Origin of the sequence: Bdellovibrio sp. ZAP7 (assembly GCF_006874645.1) — a bacterium.
GTDB lineage: Bacteria > Bdellovibrionota > Bdellovibrionia > Bdellovibrionales > Bdellovibrionaceae > Bdellovibrio.
Genome location: NZ_CP030082.1, coordinates 3,455,040 through 3,476,596, shown reverse-complemented (window position 1 = coordinate 3,476,596; position 21,557 = coordinate 3,455,040). Strand labels below are relative to the sequence as shown.

General features: G+C 45.8%; 18 protein-coding genes. 3 read left to right on the top strand and 15 right to left on the bottom strand.

From position 1 onward, the window contains the following. Positions 1-10: 10 nt before the first annotated feature. The 7 genes from DOM22_RS16570 to DOM22_RS16540 form a co-directional block, all read right to left on the bottom strand. Positions 11-937 (bottom strand): LamG domain-containing protein, encoded by a 927-nt coding sequence (locus DOM22_RS16570; protein WP_142701434.1) that lies wholly within the window; start codon positions 935-937, stop codon positions 11-13. A gap of 2 nt (positions 938-939) precedes the next feature. Continuing rightward, positions 940-6,483, bottom strand: coding sequence for a hypothetical protein (locus DOM22_RS16565; RefSeq protein WP_142701433.1), 5,544 nt, complete (start codon positions 6,481-6,483; stop codon positions 940-942). 256 nt (positions 6,484-6,739) lie between these two features. Further along, the gene (locus DOM22_RS16560) at positions 6,740-7,204 is read right to left on the bottom strand and encodes an actin-binding protein (RefSeq protein WP_142701432.1); all 465 of its coding nucleotides are present in this window, start codon (positions 7,202-7,204) and stop codon (positions 6,740-6,742) included. Positions 7,205-7,273: 69 nt separating this feature from the next. Beyond that, on the bottom strand, positions 7,274-7,597 hold the full coding sequence (locus DOM22_RS16555) for a DUF4286 family protein (protein ID WP_142701431.1): 324 nt from the start codon (positions 7,595-7,597) through the stop codon (positions 7,274-7,276). Between the two features lie 12 nt (positions 7,598-7,609). Next, positions 7,610-8,947 carry a TldD/PmbA family protein gene (locus DOM22_RS16550; RefSeq protein WP_142701430.1) on the bottom strand — a complete coding sequence of 446 codons (1,338 nt, stop codon included), beginning with the start codon at positions 8,945-8,947 and terminating at the stop codon, positions 7,610-7,612. Position 8,948: 1 nt separating this feature from the next. Then, positions 8,949-10,373, bottom strand: a complete 1,425-nt coding sequence (locus DOM22_RS16545) for a TldD/PmbA family protein (protein WP_142701429.1) — start codon at positions 10,371-10,373, stop codon at positions 8,949-8,951. Between the two features lie 93 nt (positions 10,374-10,466). After that, positions 10,467-10,757, bottom strand: a complete 291-nt coding sequence (locus tag DOM22_RS16540; protein WP_142701428.1) for a HigA family addiction module antitoxin — start codon at positions 10,755-10,757, stop codon at positions 10,467-10,469. 714 nt (positions 10,758-11,471) lie between these two features. Between DOM22_RS16540 and DOM22_RS16535 the strand changes: the two genes are divergently transcribed. Further along, positions 11,472-11,708, top strand: a complete 237-nt coding sequence (locus tag DOM22_RS16535; RefSeq protein ID WP_142701427.1) for a hypothetical protein — start codon at positions 11,472-11,474, stop codon at positions 11,706-11,708. Between the two features lie 42 nt (positions 11,709-11,750). Here DOM22_RS16535 and DOM22_RS16530 read toward each other — a convergent pair whose 3' ends face one another. Next, on the bottom strand, positions 11,751-12,884 hold the full coding sequence (locus DOM22_RS16530) for a hypothetical protein (protein ID WP_142701426.1): 1,134 nt from the start codon (positions 12,882-12,884) through the stop codon (positions 11,751-11,753). 81 nt (positions 12,885-12,965) lie between these two features. Then, on the bottom strand, positions 12,966-13,634 hold the full coding sequence (locus DOM22_RS16525) for a hypothetical protein (RefSeq protein WP_142701425.1): 669 nt from the start codon (positions 13,632-13,634) through the stop codon (positions 12,966-12,968). Positions 13,635-13,778: 144 nt separating this feature from the next. On the opposite strand from DOM22_RS16525, the gene DOM22_RS16520 reads away from it, so the two are divergent. Next, complete coding sequence (locus DOM22_RS16520; protein WP_142701424.1) at positions 13,779-14,579, top strand: TIGR02147 family protein; 801 nt, start codon at positions 13,779-13,781, stop codon at positions 14,577-14,579. A gap of 49 nt (positions 14,580-14,628) precedes the next feature. Next, a complete protein-coding gene (epmA, locus tag DOM22_RS16515) occupies positions 14,629-15,840 on the top strand; it encodes an EF-P lysine aminoacylase EpmA (protein ID WP_246845712.1) in 1,212 nt (403 codons plus the stop codon). 96 nt (positions 15,841-15,936) lie between these two features. Here epmA and DOM22_RS16510 read toward each other — a convergent pair whose 3' ends face one another. The 6 genes from DOM22_RS16510 to DOM22_RS16485 form a co-directional block, all read right to left on the bottom strand. Beyond that, complete coding sequence (locus DOM22_RS16510) at positions 15,937-16,221, bottom strand: HU family DNA-binding protein (protein ID WP_088616367.1); 285 nt, start codon at positions 16,219-16,221, stop codon at positions 15,937-15,939. Positions 16,222-16,311: 90 nt separating this feature from the next. Then, a complete protein-coding gene (locus tag DOM22_RS16505; protein WP_246845711.1) occupies positions 16,312-17,478 on the bottom strand; it encodes a glycosyltransferase family 4 protein in 1,167 nt (388 codons plus the stop codon). A gap of 113 nt (positions 17,479-17,591) precedes the next feature. Next, positions 17,592-18,707: a glycosyltransferase gene (locus DOM22_RS16500; protein WP_142701422.1), complete on the bottom strand. Its 1,116-nt coding sequence runs from the start codon at positions 18,705-18,707 to the stop codon at positions 17,592-17,594. Then, on the bottom strand, positions 18,695-19,153 hold the full coding sequence (gene mutT, locus DOM22_RS16495) for an 8-oxo-dGTP diphosphatase MutT (protein ID WP_142701421.1): 459 nt from the start codon (positions 19,151-19,153) through the stop codon (positions 18,695-18,697). Before mutT ends, DOM22_RS16500 begins: the two co-directional genes overlap by 13 nt. After that, positions 19,140-20,126, bottom strand: coding sequence for a quinone-dependent dihydroorotate dehydrogenase (locus DOM22_RS16490; RefSeq protein WP_142701420.1), 987 nt, complete (start codon positions 20,124-20,126; stop codon positions 19,140-19,142). Before DOM22_RS16490 ends, mutT begins: the two co-directional genes overlap by 14 nt. Before the next feature lie 75 nt (positions 20,127-20,201). Continuing rightward, positions 20,202-21,476: a Glu/Leu/Phe/Val dehydrogenase gene (locus DOM22_RS16485; protein ID WP_142701419.1), complete on the bottom strand. Its 1,275-nt coding sequence runs from the start codon at positions 21,474-21,476 to the stop codon at positions 20,202-20,204. Positions 21,477-21,557 lie beyond the last annotated feature (81 nt).

The following is a 21,557-nucleotide window of genomic DNA, read 5'->3' as shown; positions in this document are numbered from 1 at the left end:
CAACGAAGGTCTAATTGCACTTTTGATGTTTGTAAACGACGGCTACTTCCGCAGCAGTCAGTGCTTTATTCCAGATCATAACTTCGTCCATGGAACCTGTCAGAGAAGCTGAAGTGGGGTTCGAAGCCGAGCTCGCTGGAACGCCAAATAAAATAAAAGGATACGCGGCATCAGTGGTAAAACCCCCAGTGCCATTCGTACCGGTTGCATAGCCCCCATAAGAAGCTTGGTTGGTGCAAGTTCCCGTGAAGCGAGAATCTGCGACGTTGAAAGTTAACTCAGTCCCGTCCAAGTAGTATTTCAGACCCGTGTAGTTCGAAGTACCATCCCATGTTACCACCAGATGATGCCAGCCAGTTCCCCAGTAGGCCGAGGAGATCGGACAGGATTGGCGCTCCATATTTGTGGAGGCATGAACTTTACGGAAGTCCAGCGAGCCATCCGTGCGAAAGACGAAAAAGTATCCTTTGGAAGTGTTGTTGTCGCTTCTATAAAACAATCGTTGATTGGATCCAGAAGGATAAGCCATCTTAACCCACATACTGAATGTTGCTGCAGGTAAATCAGCAAGGTCAGACGTTGTTGTTAGTTTAATAATGTCATTGGCGTTTCCGTTTCCAGTGATCGTTTGACGAAAATTTGCAATCGTGGAGTTGCCATAGCTAAGATTTGTGCCTGCCATCGTTGCTGTTAATGTGGGGCCTCCGGTAAATCCTGAAGGGAGGACTGAAGCATTCGCGACATTTCCAACTGTTCCATCCATGTGCCAGATTGCCTGAATGGAGTTTGCCTGAGGCATCCAAGCCGCGCGATCCGGACTTTTGCATTCTTGTGAATTGTGCGCCGACGGCAAACCGGTTTGCGTGCCGGGAATCTGTGCCTGAGAAACAGACACAGAAAGCAAAATCATCATGATTGAGCCGATAGTTTTATTCATGATTAGTTATACCCTGTCGACCAAGTGATGTAACAATCGTAAGTCGATCCATTGTAAATCGTGATGATGGAATAAATCGAAGGTGTGCCCGCAACTGTTGCTTGGTTCGACGGAGAGAACTTCGACGAGTTACAACCAGAGAAAGTGTACGTACGAGAAGTTGTATCCGTAATCACCAGAGTATAGTGACCACCATTCGCCATATTCGAAAGAGTGATAGTTGAACCACCCACTGAGTTCAATGTATGCGTATTGCTTGTTGATAAGTCAACTGCAGCAGCTGCAACTGTTGAAGGCGTACCGACCACCGCCGTGGACGCGGTGATGGTATTTGAATAACCCACACCCAATCTTTCAGTGCCGTTAGTTTGGAAGCTGATGTGACCATCGGAGTTAATCATCTGCATGCTTCCAGATTTTGTCTGGTCGGCCGTGCGTAAAGTTACCGCGGCACCATTTCCTGATGGAGTTGAGAAATACACATAACCTTTGTGAGTGCCTGTACCATCGTATACTTTGGCAAGTAAAAGTCCTTTACCTGTTACAGAAGAAAAATCAAAGCCGCCTAAGGCAATACTGCTGTCCGTTGAGATAGTTGATTTCGAATAGTCACCAGTGCTGCCGCCAGATACTTCAAGTGGGTAAGCTGGGGAGGTTGGACCAATACCAACTTTACCTGTAGAAAGGAATGTCATTCGTGCTGTGTTATTCGTATTGATTGTTAAGGTATTTGCATCCGCTGTACCAATTGTTGCAGCCGCGCCGAATGAGTTGCCGCCATTTACGTAAACAGAAGTTGGCAAGTCCGTCGAAGCAATTGTTCTGAAAGTTGGATTGCCATCAGCGCCCGTAGGAGCAGCCAAGAATGTTTTTTGAGTTTGCGAACCGAAGCTTGACCCAGAAACAGTGATGGCCTGACAAGCCCAACCGGAAACAGTCCAAGTCGCAACGTAGCCTGCAGTCGAACAACCGAAGTCATAGAACTTTCCAGTGGAGTCTTTGATGACCATGTTGGAAGTTCCGGCATTTACACCCGTGAAGTTCATGTTAGTACCAAGGATCGTAGCACTTGCGATTTTAGATGTCGTCACCGCGCCCGTGTTGATCGTAGGGTTTGGATAAGTACCCGTAAGGTCTCCACCCGCAGTTGCACCGCTTTGCAATGCTCCTGTAATACGAGAGTCATCTCCAGCTGCAAAGGTAGTTGAAGTTGTACCCTGTAAGCTCGCGATTGTAATGTCTGTTGGCGCCGCCGCCGAACCTGTGGCATTACCTTTAAGAGTATTTGCAGCCATGTTTGCCATTTTGGCATTCGTCACGGCACTGTTAGCGATGGTTGCCGCCACGGAGCCAGTACCACTTGCAGTCACATCGCCAGTTAAAGCGGTGATGGTACCGCCACCAGTTGCGATATTAGTGCCATTGATTTTGAAATTACCAGTGATGTTAATGTCACCAGCGACATCAAGTTTATAGGCCGGAGAGGAGACTCCGACGCCCACTGCACCAGCAAAATAGTTTTGATCGGAAGCACCTTGCTGATAGATACCGTAACGATTGGTCCCTTGAAGAGTTTCAATATAGACACCGTAGGCATTGGTTAGAGTACCCGCGGTAACGTCCGTAGCCACTCGTAAACCAGAGAATGATCCAATCGTTCCTGCGGCGCTGCTTTTCATGTGTGAGAATACGCCATAGGAGTTAGTAACATTTCCTGTGCCGTACTTCGTAAGATAACCTTCTACACCAACGGCCGTACCCAAAGTGCCTGTTCCACCTTGTTCAACGATACCGGCAGCACCGACAGTTTGGGCGCCCGACATGTTGGCATTGTCAAATTTAGCAACAGACCCATTGCTGCCATAGAATACGGCCGTGGAAGCCGCCGTCGGATCTGCAGTTCCGTAGAAGTAGTTCAATGCTGGTGCACCACTGGTATTAGTCATCGTGCCAGCTACATGTAAAGGAGAAGTTGGCGTAGTTGTCCCGATACCAAAGTTTCCAGTCGAAGTGATTCGCGCTCTTTCAGCAGAGTTCACGCGGAAAGCCATATATTGATTCGCTGGAGTGGAAGCATCAACTTGGTATTTGATAGAACCTTGCTGCGCACTCGAAGTATTACCGAAATAGATTGTCGCAGGTTGGGCGTTCATTGTGTACATGTTCATACCGACACCGCCAACAGCTTCTCTATCGAAAGAAGCCACGGATTCAGTGGATGGAGCATTCGATGAACCAGCGTCACCTTTAACGGCAAGAACACCATTTCTGATATGAGCTTTATAAGCCGGCGCTCCACCGATACCTACGTTACCAGCGGTGTCGATCGTGATACGATCTGTGTTGTTTGTTTTAAGAGTTAATTGATTACTGTCGTTTGTTCCAAGGGAAGCGGCCGTACCGAAAGAGTTACCGCCGTTAACGAAGGCGCCAGTTGCACCAGTCAGTGAAGTGTAAGCACCAACAACTGTCCATACAGCACCAGAGTCAGAATAGATTTTTTGCGTATCTGTCGCTACGTAAATGCGACCGGCAGTACCAGCAGCTGGTTTACTTGCATCCAAACCTGTAGCAACACTTGGAGTGCCACCAGCATTTTGAACGCCATCAGTAATTCCATAACCTGAAAGGGATGTTGGTTTGCCAGAAGTGATTTTTGCCCAATCAAGATTTGGAATGTCAGCAGCCACCAACGAAGCAGCACCTGCTGTCACACGGCCTTGAGCATCCGTTGTCACACTATAATATGTACCTGCAGTACCCGTGTTTTTCAGAGTCAAAGCACCTGTATTAGCAAGTGTCGCATCGCCACTTACGCTCACCGCCGTTGCGGCATTCGAACCATCCCCAACCCAGATTTTTCCGTTAGCTAGTGAAGGCATAAGTGGAGTAGGGGCAGCACAAGACCAACCGGTCACAGACCAAGTGGCAACGTGCCCTGCAGTTGAACAACCAAAGTTTGCGAATTTACCGGATGTATCTTTAATAACAAGATTCGCAGTACCAGCATTTACGCCAGTGAAATCCATATCCGCGCCAACGATAGTGCCGTCAGCAATTTTAGAACTTGTCACGGCATTGGCAGCGATAGTCGCAGCGGCAGAGCCTGGGCCTGAAGCTGTTACGTCACCAGTCAAAGCAGTAACATAGTTACCTGCAGCTTGTTTTGCCGTGAAAGCATCGTAATCAGTTTTGCTGATAAGACCCGCAGTCACACCAGCGGCCGAAGCCATTGGGATATTCAATGTATGAGCATTGGAAGCTGAAGACCAAGCAGGAGCTGTTCCAGAAGTACCTGGAGTTGCAAAAGTTTGCGCCGAACCAGATTCACCATTCAGTGACGTTAAGCCCGCCCCAGAAACTCCCAAAGCTTGAGCGGCAGAACCATCCCAGTATTTTACTTGGTTCGTTGAAGTATTGAACCAAGTTTTACCTTTATCAGCAGCAGTCCAACCAGTAATAAGAGTTGCTTCCGTTGCATTTGTGAAGTTGCCAAGACCCAAAGATCCTGTCATCACGTCACCGGCTTTATTCACAGGAGTGTACGTCAAAGCAGTTGTGATATCACCAGCCGCTAAGTTAGCGCCGGTAGTAACACGACCTTTTGTATCTACAGTTACTTTTGTATAAGTTCCTGCGGAAACAACGTTTGCCAGAGTCAAAGCACCTGCATTTGACAAAGTCGCATCACCCGACATCGTCACTGCTGTTGCTGTGCCTGTTACACCCACCCACATTTTGCCGTCAGCAAGTGAAGGCAGAAGTGGTGAAGGCGTCTGACAAGAAAAACCTGAAGCTGTCCAAGTCGGTACGTCACCCGCTGTGGAGCATGTAAAGTTCGCGAACTTCCCAGTGGAATCTTTTAAAACCATTCCAGTTGTTCCGCTGTTTGCTCCCGTGAAATCCATGTTCGTTCCAAGAATAGTTCCAGAAGCGATTTTCGCAGAAGTAACTGCACCAGACGCGACTGTAGGGTTTGGATAAGTACCCGTCAGGTCGCCACCTGCAGATGCGCCCGATTGAAGTGCGCCCGTGATACGGGAGTCATTACCTGCTGCAAATGTTGTGGCCGTCGTACCTTGAAGAGAAGTAATCGTAACATCTGTCGGCGCTGCCGCAGAGCCCGTGTTATTTCCTTTCAAAGTATAAGAAGCCATGTTGGCCATTTTGGCATTAGTTACAGCGCTATTAGCAATAGTTGCTGCCGTTGAGCCCGGGCCTGTTGCAGTTACATCACCTGTTAAGTCTGTGATTGCAGCACCTGTGGAACCTACAGCAACGGCAGTCGTACCGTTCCAGTATTTCAATTCATTCGTTGTCGAGTTAAACCAGATTTTACCTTTATCAGCAGCAACCAAGCTTGGGTCTGCAGCATTGTTTGAAACATGAAGGCTCTTGTTCGCAGACATTGTCATGAAACCAATGTTTGTGAAGTTGTTACTGTTCATGTCAATCGCGCCAGCCATTGTACCGCCAGCCAAAGGCAACTTCGTCGCATCTGTTGTTGAAGGAGCTTGGCAACCCCAACCCACAGCAGTCCAAGTTGCAACGTGACCAACAGTTGAACATGCAAACTCTGCAAATTTACCTGTGGAGTCTTTGATCACGATGCTTGATGTAGCAACGTTCGTACCCGTGAAATCCATGTCGGCTGCGACAACAGTGCCGTCAGCAATTTTTGCACTGGTCACAGCGTTGTTCGCAATTGTTGGCGAAGGGTATGAACCGCTCAAATCACCACTAGCAGAACCGCCCGGAGCGATACCAGTGATTGTTGTCGGAGTTACTGAAGTAATGCGACCTGTGGCATCTACGGCAACCACTGGAACTTGAGTTGCTGAACCGTAAGTACCAGCAGTCACACCAGAGTTCGCAAGAGAAACAGTCACTGTGCCAGATGTGCCGCCACCAGAAAGACCTGTGCCCGCTGTCACACCTGTCAGTGTACCTGTGGAAGTTGCGACGCAAGAGAACGTCGTGCCATTCCAGCTTAAGGCTTGGCCGGCAGCACAAGAAGTTAAGCTAGCTTTCAATACTAGGTCATTAATAGTTTTGTCCGCCAAAGTTTGTGCGGAGTAAGATGACATTGCGAACGGAACGGAGCGAATCGTGTTAGCCGGATCCACTGCCTGCCAACCGGTGCCGTCATGGAAACTTACTTTCAAAAGACGTTCAGAAGTCGAAGAGGCAGCCCAAGTACCACCGCCGTAACAGTTATGAGTAATTCCATTTGTGAAAGAATCAGAAAGTTTATTCGCTCCGCCAGCAGCATAAATCACATTGCCATCGCCGATCGCAATATCAAAGATACCATCAGAGTTTTGCATGTTGATGTGTTGGCGCTCTTCATAATAAAGAACACACAATCCATCGGTGGACGTAATTTGGAATCTAAATGCGACGTCGTTGTAGTTTAATGCATGTCCGGTGGAATCAACGATACGACCCTGATATGTGAGTTTTTGTGGAGACGCTGTTGCTACAGATGCTATAAACCCGAGCAGTATCAGCGCAAACACAGTTATGATTTTTTTACCGATTCGCATGAGACGTCCCTGTTAAGAATTCGTTAAAAAACGTTCCTTAGGACTCTTCGGTAAGACAAATCAAATAGTTAAGCATTGTTGCCAAAATGAAATCAAAAAAAAGATCACTTTATTGCGGAACACCTTCAGGTAATACCAAATTCAATTAATAAGATTTGGTGAAGGAATAATACGAAGATTCGTTTTTTGAAAAAGCGAGGAAGGCATAGCATAAGTATCAAAAACAGACCTATGTCTATGCCTTATTGAGACAGTTTTACTTGCGAGTAGCCTTTTTTGTAGCCTTGCGAACTGCCTTTTTAGCAGCTTTTACGGGGCGTTTTGCAGCAGCTTTCTTAGCAGTTTTTGCAGCGCCTTTTTTCGCAGTCATTGTTTTTTTGAACAATGCTTTTTCCAATTTCGTTTTTTGAACGATCGCTTTTTTCTTAGCGACTTGGATGTTCTTTTCTAGAGCGTCCGCAGATTTTTTGATTTTCGCAATTGTCGTCGTAACTTCTTTTTCAAGCTTCTCTTCAGAGGCGCTCAAAACTTTTACGATCTCTTGGTATTTTTGCCAAGCTTGCTCGATCTTCTGTTCTTTGGATTTATCGAATTTACCTTTAAGGTCGCCTTCGCGTTTTTTGATTTCGTCGCTCAAAGTTTGGAAGTTCTCAAGAAGGCTTTGTACGTTCTTGTTCTTTGAGAGGTTATTCAAAAGTTTCTGAAATGATGCAGATGACATGATCTTCTCCTTTCAAGAGCTCGGAAACCACTTTACACCCGTGGTTTCCGATTTAAAAGACTCGAACTGTTATTTTGACACAAAATTAATGGTATCTAGCCAAATTTCGCGATTGTTAGAGAATCTGCCTGGGAATTTTTCAGTCGCTTTTTCACGTAGTGGCATTGCGTGATCCGAAATATAGGATTTAATAGAGTCTTCACTCTCGACTTTGAACACGATACGAAGTTCTTTGGCAGAAGACTCCATCGCTCCGCCTTTGCGAAGGCAAAGATCAGCGCTGATAAATCCAGGGATTTTCAGGGCTTGAGGAATGTAGTCATTTTTCAACCATTCTACGTACTCATTGTAGACTTCGTATTGAACTGTTGTTTGCACGATATAGGTAACCATTTGTGAATTCTCCTAAAGAGTAAATTTAAAATCTTTGATCAAAAGTCCCGGCAGTTTTTTTCCACCCCAGGCGCGAGAGTTGTAAGTGTCGACCGAAGGATCAATCTCCTGGAAGTTCGTCACTGCCAAAAGGTTTTCACCCAGACAATCAAACAAGCTCTCATCCCAACGCATATCTGCGATCGGCGCGACGATTTCGCCGTTCTCAACCCAGAAACAAGCATAACGAGTCATGCCCGTGATGCGCGCGCTGGGACGGTCCGACCAATTCAAGTAGTGAAGATTGGAAAGGTAAACGCCAGTTCCCAATTCCTTCAAAATATTTTCCTTAGGCAAAGTTCCTGGCATAATTTCCAGAGCGCGAGGCCCTTCACTTGGGCTGGCCAAGTTTCCTTCAACGCCGTACTCTTTGGCTGTGCCTGAAGAAATCAAGAAAGTCTTAAGCTGACCTTGATTGATCAATTCCACTTTCTCTGGGGAAACTTCACCCAAGGAATTGAATGGGGGAGTAAGTCCCGTCGAGAAATTTTCGCGCATCGAGAAAAGCGGCGAGAATGATTTTTCTTTATCCGCCAGTTTTTGCAATGGGCTGCTGCCTTGCTTGTAAGCGCTATAGCTCATCGCGCTCCATGAGAACATGGACGCCATTTCTGCGACTGCAGCGGGAGCTAAATAAACTTTGTAAGGCCCTGGAGGCAAAACTTTTTTAGGACGATCCATCAGCTTCAGCTGATTTTTATTTTGTGCCAGGTTCGCTGCGTATTCATTTTGATTCCACTGAGTCCCAGCGTAAGTGCCTTTCACAGCCTTTTCGCCCATGTACAAAGAGTAATCGATAAAGAATGAATCCGTCGCAAAGAAATGGTTTTGTCCTGCAGAGTTGCGGCTGGCAGAAACGCGAGGACCTGCGCAGTAAATACCTGCCAAGTCAGAACCTGTTGCTGGTGCAATCAGTTTTTCAAACATCTCTTCGTGAGACAGCAGACTGCCTTTGATATAGTTGCTGCTGGTGCCGTTGTTGCGCATCGGAACTTGCTTGGGATCTTCCGGTAACAAATCACACTCTTTGCGAGCCATCTCAAGAATTTCCAAAGCGCGAGCCTTGTCGAGGTCTGCAACCCCCGTAATTTCAAAAGTGATGCGGGCTGTGCGCTGATTTTTTTGAAATTGCAGGCTGATCGTGCGTTGTTCAACATGCGTGTTCTGACGAACTTTGTTGTTATTGATACGAACAAAGACCGAGTCTTCGGCATTCAAATTAATATTCGCTTCTTCGCCAGATTGAAGTCTGGCAAAGATTTGGTCAGCAATGGCATTAAATGTTTTTTGCGTTGTTTCGATAAAGTTCATATTACGCTCCGAACACTTCGATACCACTGAACAAGCAGTAAGGAGTTGTGTGACCGACGCGGATCACTTGGTTAGGTTCACCTTTGCCACAGAATGGGGAGCCGTAGGTTTCACGGTTCTCGCTGACGGCTTTCAAAGAGTTCCAGTACTTCACAGTCGTTCCGCGATAGTTTGGATTTTTCAAAGTTTTAGTAATCTTGCCGTTTTCAATCATTTGCGCGTATTCGCAACCGAATTGGAACTTGTTACGGTAGTCATCGATCGACCAGGATTTATTGGCATGCATGAAAACACCGCGCTCAACAGAAGCGATCATATCTGAAAGCTTAGATGTGCCGGGCTCTAGGTTGATATTGGCCATACGGTCAATGGGAGCGCGATTCCAGCTGGATGAACGAGAGTTCGCAACACCTGGAAGGCTTAAGCGTGCTTGAGATTCAAGGCTGCCTAGGCCACGAAGCAAAACGCCATCTTTGATCAAATATTCTTTTGTCGCCTTAACGCCAGCATCATCGAAAGCATAAGAAGCCATCGCATCTGGAACCGTCGGATCGAAAGTCACGTTCATTAACTTTGAACCGTATTGAAGTTTCCCGAAATCTTCAGGCTTCACAAAACTCCAACCCGCATAGTTTCTTTCATCACCCAAGATACGATCGTATTCCAGCGGGTGCCCGATAGACTCATGCACTTGCAAAGTCATTTGATCTGGTGCAATTAGCAAATCCAAAGTTTCTGAAGGACAGTTTTCGGCGGTCAACAATTCCAAAGCTTCAGTTGCTATGATTTTGGCGCTGTCTAAGATCGCTGCACGATCAAAAACTTCCGCACCAATCTGATTGCATCGAGCCAAGCCACCACTTTGAGAGCGCTGTTGGACTTCACCAGCATCAGCCGCCGTCGCATTGAAGTCTGTACTAACGATAGAAAACTTTTGATGAACATCAGAACCGTGAGTACTGACGACAGAGAATTCTGATTCAACAATCATCGCCATCGCTATACGGTTTATAATTTTATCAGAAACTTTCATTGCACGAGTCGCATCGATGAAAAGATCTGTGATCTCTTTCGCGGAGTAAGAATCCATCGGACGAACAACCGGAGAAGAATATTTGCCCTGAGCCACCGGTCTTTGCAAAACAGAAAAGTCATGAACCTTAAAAGAAGATGCCTGACGAGCCATCAACGTCGCTTTGTCAAAAGCACGTTTCACACCCTCAGCCGTTAGATCGCTGGTTCCGGCATAACCAAAATGACCATTAACAAGAACCTCAACCATCAACCCATTATCAAAGCTAATGTCACTGGTTTCGAATTGCTCATTACGAATTACACGCCAAGTAGTCTTCTCACTAACCAATCTCAATTGAGCCCATTCAACGGACCCCTTCAGGCTATTCAGCGTCTTATGTAAGTCGAGCATGTTTCCTCTTTTCGCAGTAGAATTCGATAGTTCTGATAGCGGAAGAGGGCAAGAAACTCAACCCTTATGGGAGGAGAATGAGGGGAAACGGACTCAGCTGGCTTTTAATGGTTTTGGCAGCTTAATTTTACTATTTTTTAGGCGCCACAGATCCTGAGCCTTCTGCAAATCCAACCAAAATTCCACAGAAACCTCGAGGGCCGCAGCAAATCTGAGAGCAATTTCCGGAGTCAACCCCTGGCGACCATTCACAATGCGATTGATAGTTTTAACTTCTACACCAATGTGCTCTGCGAAAGCCCTTTGAGTCAGATTCAAAGGCTTCAAAAACTCCTCATTCAAAATTTCCCCGGGAGTCGTCGGTTGTCGTTTCATCTCAATCATAAAAAATTCCTAGTCGATTGCCCGGTGGCGACCTAAGGTCCAAAAGTTTTTTGGCGAAGCGCAGCATATCCAATTTTCGCCGAGCAATATCCCGAACCGAAACCCAGCCAGTCTTCTTAGAAACCTTCCCACTAACAAAAAACTGATAAGTTAAATCGCAAGAAAACGACTGAATGGCCATAATTAATATACCAAGTAACGGTATACCTTTCAACGGTATTAATTACACAATAACATTCAACAAATGCATCCCCCATTCTCACCCTTAAACGAGCTACGGCGACAATCAGCAAAGTCAGCAACCGCCTCCCGAAGCATAATTTTTCCAAAACCCCGACAACTTTCGTCTCTGGTGCATCTTGACCCCGAGTTCTGAAGAAGGAAGGCAGATCTGCACTGTCATTTTGAAAACCTAAATTGTGTCGCGTGGGGAGGAGTGGGGATTGCAGAGGGACGCGTGCGAGTTCCGCAGGCCTTTGTGGCAACGAACGTAGCCGTGAAACATCGACGAACCCCTGAACTGCCTTCAAAAACGCTGACAAAAAAGAGCGAGGACTGTCCGAGCGTAGCGGCCCTCTGCAATCCCCACTCCTTCCCATGCGTTCCCAAGACTTCGGTGTCAAAGTGACCAGAAAGAGTTGGCAAGGACATTGCTTTAGAAGGAAGGCAGAGATCACCTGGAGTCAATTAGGACACAAGGGGAAAGGGGAAACCATGAGAATTCTTTTAGCAATCGGAACTACACTTATTTTGTCATTTCTTGCGAGCTGGTCATCAGCTGCAACAATGGAAGCAAAACCATCTTGTTCGTTGAGCAGCGAAGGAATTTTTGATGGAGCTTGGGTTAAACATCGGATCACGGTCGGCGAGCAAGTCGTCTATGGAGCTGATGACCTTGAAGCTATCTCCACTGAACTTGGAACTCTACGTACTCAAGGTCTTTGCCGCTAAATAAAAAAGCCTGTCGTTTCTGATCAGGCTTTTTTTATGTCTTTATTGGTCTTTTGGTTTAATTCCGACTTTTTCCCAATCGAACTCAAAAGGTGTGCACTTGTATTCGGTCTTGGTCGACTCTTTAATCGGATCGCCGTAACCATATTCGTCAGAAGCTTTCTTGATCGTAGTAGTATCTTCACGTCTTTCTACTTTATAGTAAAGTGCATCTCGCCCGTACCATCCGTGCTTGTGCCCCTCAAACGGAATCGCTGTAAAATACGTGCGGGTGCGCGGAGCGTGGCAGATTTGGTAAACCACTTTTGCGTCATCTTCTGTTTCGCGCATATTTTTATCAAGTACGGCGCGACACTCCCTATCATTAAGTAGGGGGCCATAGGATTCAATGGGCTGTATTTCAATCCGTAAGGTCTCTGGTGTGAATACAATTCTATCTTCTTCTTTTTCTGCAACCTTTTTGGAGACGGCATCGCCGAAGCAGTTTTTCTTGCCTTGAAGAGCTCTTTTTAATTCATTCGTCAGCCAAGCTTTTGCCTGTGCATCTTCGGATTTTCCGTCAGCATAAATTGACAGAAACTTTCCAGAAATCTGATAATTGCGATCTTCAATTTGCGCTAACCCCAAATATTCGTGAAGTAACAAACTCATTGCGCGGCCTGAGACCTCAATTAATTCTGTCGCGCAAAGTTTGGGCGAAACGTAGATCACACCTTGAGCCGGAAAGTTCATGGCGTCTTTGGATTGACCATTTACAACCAAATTATCCTGCAAATAAAAGCGCGCCTTTTTTATGGTTGATAGAACGCGGTCCAATTGTTTTGATTTAAATAAATAGACATAATCTTCACCATTAAGAAGCTCAACAAGAGTCGTCGTGTTTTGAGTGATCGCAAGGGCACAGGAGTTACCTCCGCCACTAGTTCTTGGGCCCTCGACCGATGGGCGGCTTAATTTATCGAAGACTTCTTTGGTATCAAGAATCAAAGCCGGCGCCTTCGGTTGCTTGTCCTTCTCAGCATTAGGCTTGATCTTAATCGTAATTTTATTTTGATTTTCATTTGGAGACGCGGGATTGCGAACCGACGTCGCGCAGGCGGTTGAGGTCTGCGCAATACAGCCTAAGATTGTTAGTGCGGTGTAAAACTTTTTAACAGTCAAATTCAATAAATTCATTCTGAGCCTGTTCTTTCGTTATGGTTCCTATAAGGAGCAAAACCTGTGCTTCTCAGGCACAGGTTTTTAGCTGTGGAATTCCTATTGGGGAGTCGTAGGAGTTATATAGAAAGTGTTTTCGTCAATTTCAACAGACAGCTTGCCGTCTTTAGTTTTAAACGCATATGGCATGAAGTTGTGATCAGCGCAGGCCGGGGCCAAGACGCCAACGATGCTTTTGCGAGTGATACGAACTCCTGTTCCGACATCTGAAAGATTCAAAGTCGCTAGGGCACGAGCTAACGCGATATCGCCTTTAGTTGTTTTTCCGCAGTATTGTTCTGCGTGACCATAAGCAACCTGTTTCAAGGCATCAGCTTTGCGAACTGTACCGATAGTCAAAGATGCCAATGATTTACCAATAGAACGATCCACTTCGTACTCAGCAGCGCCAGCTGTCTGTACTAAAATGCCATCATCAGTAACTTCGACTGTCAGCTTTCTATCTTTGGTCATGAATGTATAAGGCATAACGCGAGTTCCAGTGCAGTTTTCTTGAATGTGTCCAATGCGAATAGCTGTGCCAACTTCCTCAAGGCTCAGTTTTTGTAAAGCGTGAGCTAAGGCGGCATTTGCTTTGATTGCTCCAACGCACTCATTGCCTGTAGTGCCGTAGGTAAGTTCTTGGATCGCCTGATCCAAACCGATCGAGCCCCCTGCGAAAGCGTTCATGGAAGTAAATAAAGTAAAAATCAGAATCATCGTTTTCATATGGTTTCCTTGGTTAAAGTTAGTTTCCGTTGCAGCAGAAAGTACCTGACCTTAGTCCTCGAAAAAATATAGATGTTATTATTTAATTACCTGTTTGTTCAGTTTTACTTTACATATGTCTAAGTGATGGATAGCTTTATAAGCATGAAGACCATATTCGACTATAAATCCTATAAAACTTTCCTGGTGGAGATCTGCAGCTCTGAGCGTGGCTTGCTCACAAGGCTTGCCGAAGCTGGAGAGTGCCAGAAGTCTTACCTGTCGGCGTGTTTGAATGGAAAGAATCATCTGACGCTGGATCAGGTGTTTGGGATGTCAGAATATTTGGGGATGACCGATACCGAGCAGGAGTATTTATTTCTGCTTGTTGAAAAAGAAAAAGCCAATACGCCAAAGCTTCGTAAAAAACTGGAAGATAAAATTCGTGATCTTTCCAGGGAAGCTTACAGGTTGAAAAATCAACAGCGTGAAGGTCATGTCATTTCTGATGTCGATTCGGGAGTTGGAACTTATTATTCGAATTGGATGCTGACGGCCATCCACACCTTAAGTTCCATCACAAAGTTTCAAACCGCAGAACAAATTGGTAAGCGTTTGGGATTGTCGGTGGCGGTTGTTCAGCATTTTTTGAATCAGTTGGAAGGTCTTGAGTTCGTCACAAAAGAGGGCGGTCGATACAAGTGGGGTTCAGGGAATATTCATCTCTCTGATGATAGCTCTTGGGTTTCGAATCACCATTTAAACTGGCGTCTGCGGTCTATTGAAAATACGCAAAAGAATGACAGAATGGCGATTCACTATACGGCGATCCAATCCATATCAGAAAATGACTTTGAGCTTTTGAAAAAGAAGATTGCTAATTTCATTAAGGAATTTAACAAGGTCTCGGACCCTTCTGATCCTGAAGAAGCTTTCTGTTTTAGCTTGGATTTCTTTAAGGTCTAACGCACTCTTGCTACCCAAAGTAAGGCCGTACCGCTAATCTGCAAGGACTTTGGATAGAAATACTTTTTTAAATCAACATTGGACGTCTTATCCCGCGATGCCCGCTGATGCCAAGGCGGCAGGTCGTATTTATCAGATCGTGCGCGAAGCGGGTGAGCTGGAAATCACTTTGATTCGCGATGGAAAAGAACAGATCGTCTCTTTTGAAAAAGCTCCGCCGCAGTCGGAATTTCTGATCGAAGGTGACATTGTTGCTGCAGTTTCCGCGACGGAATTAATTCTGCTTGCTCCCAATAAAGCCGCTCTGCCAAATCGCACTTATAACAAAGACATTTTAGAAAAATGGAATCGTTATGTCGAAGAGGTTCGCCATTTCTTCCGTCGCAAAGATTTCGTCGAAGTAAAAACACCGTCGTTGGTGGTATGTCCTGGAACGGAGCCGTCCTTGGACGTGTTCTTGACAGAACTTAAAGTTGGTTCCCGCAAAGAAAAACTTTATTTGCCGACCAGCCCGGAACTGCATCTGAAAAAAGCTCTCGCATTGGGCGCTGAAAAGATTTTTGAAATCGCCCCCTGTTTTCGTAACGGTGAAGTGACGGAACGTCATCAACCGGAATTCAATATGTTGGAGTGGTATCGCGCCTACGACAACTTAGGAACGATCAAGCAAGACGTGATTGATTTGGTTCAGCACCTGGTGAAGGTCTTAAAGTTCCCAGCTCCTCGCAAGATTCTGAGCTATTCGGTCGCGGAGCTTTTTAAAATCCATTGCGGATTTGATTTCACACCGGAAACTACAAAAGAAGAATTAAAAGCACTCGCCCAAAAACTAAACGTGGATGTCCACAGTGCCGAAAGCATCGACGACTTTTTCTTCCTCATTTTTATGGAAAAAATCGAATCCCAATTGCACGGCGAAGACCTGATTTTTGTCGAAAAGTATCCACCTTACCAAGCGGCTCTTGCTCGACTGACGCCTGATGGTTGGGGCGATAGATTCGAAGCCTACTGGCAGGGCCTTGAACTTTGCAACGCGTTCCACGAACTGAACGATCCGCAAATTCAAAGACAGCGTTCTGAAGAAGACCTGGAAAAGAAACAGCAATCTCATAAGGAAATGATCGCTTTGGATCCAGAATTTTTCCAATGCCTGGATGCAGGTTTGCCGCCCAGTGGGGGGGTTGCTTTGGGAGTTGAACGTCTGTTCATGGCCCTGCACGGAATCAGAAATATCTCAGATATTTCCGTTTTTCCAAAGTAGCTGGTCTGCACTCCGACTTCATCGTTGTAGGGATCTAAAAAAGACCATAAAAAAAGGGACCGTGTGGTCCCTTTTTCATTCAGTAGGCAGAGTGAGTTACTCTTTGCCGCCGTTGATGTCTTCTTTAAGTTCTTTACCGACTTTGAAGAATGGAAGTTTCTTTTCTTCGACGTTGATGATTTCGCCTGTGCGAGGATTGCGGCCTTTATAAGCACCGTATTGACGATTCACGAATGAACCAAAACCACGGATCTCAATACGGTCATCACGCATCAACGCTTCAACCATAGAATCGAAGATTGTATTCACAACGGTCTCTGCTTTCACGCGAGTGATACCAGCTTTTTCAGAGATCAAATTAATCAAATCCGCTTTAGTCATCGTCCAGATCCTCTAGAACATAAAGTATTGATAACACTCCCGATTATACAGGGTGTGTGGGGGCTGACTACCACTTTTCAATGATTTAACTCATTGCTTCTTATACATTCCGGTATTGAGAAGGATTTTACGGTAGGCATCAATGACGGCCTGGACCATTTTACCCGTATCGAACAGGTCCATGACGCGCTGACGCGCTCTTTCGCCGATCTCATCTGCGGGCATTGTTCCTGAAAAGATCTCCACCAAAAGGTTTGAGATCGAATCTACGTCAGCAGGGCGCAGTAAGAACCCGTCGCGGCCATCTTCGATGATGTTGGCGATCGGGGAAACTTCAGAACCCATGACGACTTTCTTTTGTGCCATGGCTTCCAAAGTTGACGGCTCAAAACCCGTACTGCGCGAACCCATATTAATGAAAACATCGCCCAAAACAATATAGTCTTCCAGTTCGGAAGCTGGTACTGCGCCAGCCAAAATCACACGGTTACCCAAAGCCAAGTTCAAAACCTGGTATTCCACGTCTTTAAATTTAGGTCCGTTACCGACCACGATCAAATAGCTGTTCGGTTTTTTTATCGCGACTTTTTCAAAAGCCTGCAATAACGGCAGCATTTCATGGGCATCGGTCATGTCATTGATAGTGACTGCGATATGGGAATTTTCTGGCAGGTTTAATTTATTTCGCAGCTCCAGAGATTGTTCTTTGGGAGTTAAATCCCCCAGATCAATTCCGTACGGCACTGTATAGGTGTGAAAATCCGGATACAGATAATATCTTTCTAGGATGATTTTCTGTTGAGGATTGGTCACAAAGATACCATCCGCCGTGGAAAGAAGCTGGCGGTCTCCACCATAATAAGTCGTCAAAAATTTATAAGCGGTTGCAAGGCCCGTCGTCAGAATGCTGGGCAGAGTTTCCTGCTTCATCGCCAGGATCGCAAACAACTGAGACATCTGAGTGGCTTCAACGTCGTAAGCGACAGCCACATTCAGATCTTTTTTGCGATTGCCGATGCGATAACCTGATTTATCAATCGAGTGCACAATGTGAAACGGAGTTTCGCGGTGAAGCTGCATGAACTTCTGACGAACCGCCATTTGAAAGCGCAAGTGAGCAAGATTTTTTTCGCCCTCATTCAGATAAAACACGCGAACACCATCGCGAGTCACTTCAGGTTTTTTTAAAGGGGAGTTCGCGGAAATAACCGTGACCTTGTGACCTTCGCGAGCCAGGCCGCGAGCAATAGGCCACAAAAACCCATGATCAGTTGCCCGACTTAGAATCGGAAAACGATGCGAGGTCAGGCAAATGTTAAGAGATTCCGGCAGTGCGGATTTTTTCGCGAACATGAATAAAGATTAAAAGACTATCTGGCAGAAGCCAAGGCCCGATTATACAGTCGGTTTAATTCATTCATGGATGAATCAACAATATGACTGCTTTGTGCCCAGTCTTCAGAGAGGGCTTCGGGTAACGATAAATTTGTACGCTCTAAAAGTTTAACCAGGTCTTTGTGTAAACTGTCGGCATTCAGTACCCAGCAATTTACAGTGTTTTTCCAAAGATCTGCATGCACGCTGGTCTGTTTGGAATCCAAGATCAAAGTCGATTTGGCCTGGATCGCGCGCATATAGTACTCCGTCATTTCCACTGGCGTAAAAGACTGGCCCGCCATCACGAAAGCGACAGATTTTTCCAACAGAATTCTAGATAGGTGAGGAGAGATTTCACCGGTCACGACCCAGCGGTCGCCGCAGCCATTTTTTTCCATCCAGTTGGCGAAATGCTTTCTTTCGCGCAGGGACCAATGCGAATAACTGCCCCACAAGACAAGCTTGTGGCGACGAGCCAGCATTTTTAAACGGGCAAAGCGATCGGACTCAGGATTAAATCGGCCTTCACGGAACGGAAGGACGAAAAATTCTTTGTCTTGGATATTTGTCAGCAAGGAAACTTCGTCTTCATCCAAAGCACCCAATTGTTGCTGTTGGTTTTTAAAATCTAAAGCCGGTGGCAGAATACCGCGACCTTGTTTTGTCGAGCGGACGTTAAGGCCACGCAATTGCGCCAATGATTCGACCGTCGGAAAAGTGATGATGTCACTTTCCTCTACCAGATAACGAACGGGATTGGATTTTTTAAGACCACGTCTAATGTGCAATAGGGATGTCGTCAGTACACAGCTGGGGTGGGATTTTGCGAAAGTCGACAAAATCACCTGGGCGGCATTCATACGATCGTCATCTAAAATCAAATGTAGAATATGAGGCTGCATTCCGAAAAGACCCGGAATGATTTTTAAACCTTCCAGGATGGACCACTTTTTAAAATAGGCCATGAATTCAATGCCGTTGGCTGTTTCTGGAGGGGCATCGCCATAACTGGTTAGTACTGTCACTTCATGTTGTTGGGAGCGCAATGCTTGAGCCAGCTGCCATGTCGTGCTTTGAACTTTGGTACTAACAAGAATTATTTTGGCCATTCAAGTCCCAGGGCTTTGTAGATTCTGTTCAGAATCTTACGATTGGCTTCAGGGATATTACGGTGTTTAAGTTCTTCCGGATGTATCCACTCAAGCATCATGTGATGTTTGGCGCGAGGTTCGCCTTTCCAATATAGGATTTCATAAAATAATATGAGAATCCCTACATCTCCATAAGAATGAGTGCACGCTAGTTTTAGGTCGCCGACTTCAGCTTCAATACCAAGCTCCTCGTCAAGTTCACGAGCCAAAGCTTGTTCAGGTGTCTCGCCACTTTCGATTTTTCCACCGGGAAATTCCCATTGCCCAGCTAAGGAGTTGTTTTCGGGGCGTTGACCGACCAAGATCTTTCCGTCTTTGCGCAGAAAGCCTGCAACCACGGGAATCCAATGACCCTTACGGATTTTTGGTTTTCTTGATTTTAACTCAACACTATCTTCCGACATTTTTCCTTCTAGCTGCCACATCATGGAAAAAGCTTGGTCCATGAAAAACAAGTGCAGAGTAAATTTGAACAAGATCTGCGCCCATTTGCAATCTTTCAAAGACATCTTCCGGAGTTAAGACCCCTCCGGCGCTTACTAATAGCATTCCTTGACGCTTTTTGCCTAAAGTTTCAACAGCAATTTGAAGTGCGCGTTGAGACAGGTTCTTTAATGGCGCCCCCGAAAGGCCGCCTTCATTAGGAAAACGACATCCATTTGGTCTCATCAGGGTCGTGTTTGTTAACACGAAGCCATCCACTCCAATTTCCTGGCAGTTTGCGACAGCTTCAGCAAGGCCCTCTTCACCCATATCAGGGCTTAGCTTAACCAACACTGGTGTTGGTTCAAAGTGTGATACTCGGTCCAAGATCGGCTTTAGCAAAGCGCCCAAGTTTTCTTTTTTCTGCAGTTCGCGAAGGCCTGCAGTGTTGGGGCTGGATATATTGACCACAAAAGCATCGGCCCAAGGACGAAACTTATCGACCAGCTCCAAATAATCATTTACGGCCTGGTGATTGGGAGTCTGACGATTTTTTCCGATGTTTACGAACACTGGGGTTCTAAAATTCGGAGCGTAAGAGGCGAGATTATAGAATACTTCGTCTGCTCCCTGGCTGGGAAAGCCCATTTTATTCCACATGGCGGTCAGCTTCATATCGCGATCCATGATTTTCCCTGAATTCGGAGCTTGCGGCTGAGGAGTGACGGTTCCGACTTCGACGAAGCCACATCCCAATCTCCACCAGTCACTTAAATGTTCCGCATCTTTATCCACGCCACCTGCAATTCCCAAGGGATTTGGAAAGGTCATGTTTCTCCAAGTGAAGGAATTCCAATGGGGAGTTTTTTTGCCGTGAAGATAAGAAAGTAATGGAAGTGCGTAACCGTTAATATCGTGAGCGAGTTTGGGAGGAAGCAAAAGCCAAGGACGCATGAGAAAAACACTCCAAAAATAAATACAGAAAAAGGCAAAAAAAAAGGTGGGTTTTGAAACCCACCTTTGTTGAAACTAGCGAGGGTAAAGACCTCTCAAAAGCATCGCTTTTTCAAGGCGCTGAACAGAAACCGCCATCGCAGCAGATCTCATATCCACGTTCTTTTCTTTCGACATTGCGTAACCTTTGTCGAAAGCTTTAGTGATAAGAGTTTTCAATTTAGCATTTACTTCGTCTTCATCCCAGAACAACGCCATCGTGTCTTGAACCCATTCAAAGTAAGAAACGATTACGCCGCCACCGTTGGCGATAACGTCTGGAGCGATGAACACGCCACGTTTAGAAAGAATTTTTGTAGCTGCATTCGTGATAGGACCGTTCGCACCTTCAACGATGATTTTCGCTTGGATTTTTTCAGCGTTGTGAGTGTCGATTTGGTTTTCAAGAGCGCATGGGAACAAAGCATCACATTTAACTTCAAGCAAGTCTTCGTTGCTGATTGGTGTTGCTTTTGGATAGCCCTTCAAAAACTTGTGAGCTTTGATGTACTCAAGTACTTCAGGGATATCAAGACCATCACCGTTGAAGATACCACCGGAAACGTCAGAAACTGCAACGATGCGTGCGCCACGATCGTAAGCAAATTTAGCAGCGAAAGAACCCACGTTACCAAAACCTTGGATCGCGATAGTGGAGCCCTTCATGTTCATTTTGCAAACTTCGAAAGCTTTCTCTGCAACGTAAACAACGCCTAAACCTGTAGCGTGGTTACGACCCAAAGAACCGCCGATTTCAACTGGTTTACCAGTTACAACACCCGGTTGCGCAAAGCCACCTTGCTCTTGAGAGTAAGTGTCCATGAACCAAGCCATAGTTTGTGGATCAGTGCCCACGTCTGGAGCTGGGATGTCTTTAGTTGGTCCAACGAATGGTCCAATTTCAGAAGCATAACGACGAGTCAGATTTTGTTTTTCAGTGCGTGACAATTTAGTTGGATCAACAGTGATACCACCCTTTGCGCCACCCAATGGAAGACCAAGAACAGAGTTTTTGAAAGTCATCAAAGCAGCAAGACCCACAACTTCTTGAAGATCTACGTTTTGGTGATAACGGATACCGCCCTTGTAGGGTCCCAACGTTGGAGAGTACTGAACACGGTAGCCTGTGAATACTTTCACAGAGTAATCGTCCATACGAACTGGAACGGAAACAGTGATACAACGACGAGGGCGTTTTAGGCGCTCAAGAACGTTTGGGTCACAGTTAATAATTTTTGCGGATTCATCTAGAGTTTGGATAGCGTTTCTGAACAACGGCCCGTCGTACAGGGGCTCAATCTTGTGGTCCATGTTAATGTGTCTCCTTAAAAATACACGCTGGCAGTTTAATGAAGTAAATACTCAGTGTCACTCGGGAAAAAAGCTGATGAC

Coding starts and splice junctions, on each gene's coding strand:
- DOM22_RS16570 (WP_142701434.1), bottom strand. CDS start 937: ATGAATAAAACTATCGGCTCAATCATGATGATTTTGCTTTCTGTGTCT.
- DOM22_RS16565 (WP_142701433.1), bottom strand. CDS start 6,483: ATGCGAATCGGTAAAAAAATCATAACTGTGTTTGCGCTGATACTGCTC.
- DOM22_RS16560 (WP_142701432.1), bottom strand. CDS start 7,204: ATGTCATCTGCATCATTTCAGAAACTTTTGAATAACCTCTCAAAGAAC.
- DOM22_RS16555 (WP_142701431.1), bottom strand. CDS start 7,597: ATGGTTACCTATATCGTGCAAACAACAGTTCAATACGAAGTCTACAAT.
- DOM22_RS16550 (WP_142701430.1), bottom strand. CDS start 8,947: ATGAACTTTATCGAAACAACGCAAAAAACATTTAATGCCATTGCTGAC.
- DOM22_RS16545 (WP_142701429.1), bottom strand. CDS start 10,373: ATGCTCGACTTACATAAGACGCTGAATAGCCTGAAGGGGTCCGTTGAA.
- DOM22_RS16540 (WP_142701428.1), bottom strand. CDS start 10,757: ATGATTGAGATGAAACGACAACCGACGACTCCCGGGGAAATTTTGAAT.
- DOM22_RS16535 (WP_142701427.1), top strand. CDS start 11,472: ATGAGAATTCTTTTAGCAATCGGAACTACACTTATTTTGTCATTTCTT.
- DOM22_RS16530 (WP_142701426.1), bottom strand. CDS start 12,884: ATGAATTTATTGAATTTGACTGTTAAAAAGTTTTACACCGCACTAACA.
- DOM22_RS16525 (WP_142701425.1), bottom strand. CDS start 13,634: ATGAAAACGATGATTCTGATTTTTACTTTATTTACTTCCATGAACGCT.
- DOM22_RS16520 (WP_142701424.1), top strand. CDS start 13,779: ATGAAGACCATATTCGACTATAAATCCTATAAAACTTTCCTGGTGGAG.
- DOM22_RS16510 (WP_088616367.1), bottom strand. CDS start 16,221: ATGACTAAAGCGGATTTGATTAATTTGATCTCTGAAAAAGCTGGTATC.
- DOM22_RS16500 (WP_142701422.1), bottom strand. CDS start 18,707: ATGGCCAAAATAATTCTTGTTAGTACCAAAGTTCAAAGCACGACATGG.
- mutT (WP_142701421.1), bottom strand. CDS start 19,153: ATGTCGGAAGATAGTGTTGAGTTAAAATCAAGAAAACCAAAAATCCGT.
- DOM22_RS16490 (WP_142701420.1), bottom strand. CDS start 20,126: ATGCGTCCTTGGCTTTTGCTTCCTCCCAAACTCGCTCACGATATTAAC.
- DOM22_RS16485 (WP_142701419.1), bottom strand. CDS start 21,476: ATGGACCACAAGATTGAGCCCCTGTACGACGGGCCGTTGTTCAGAAAC.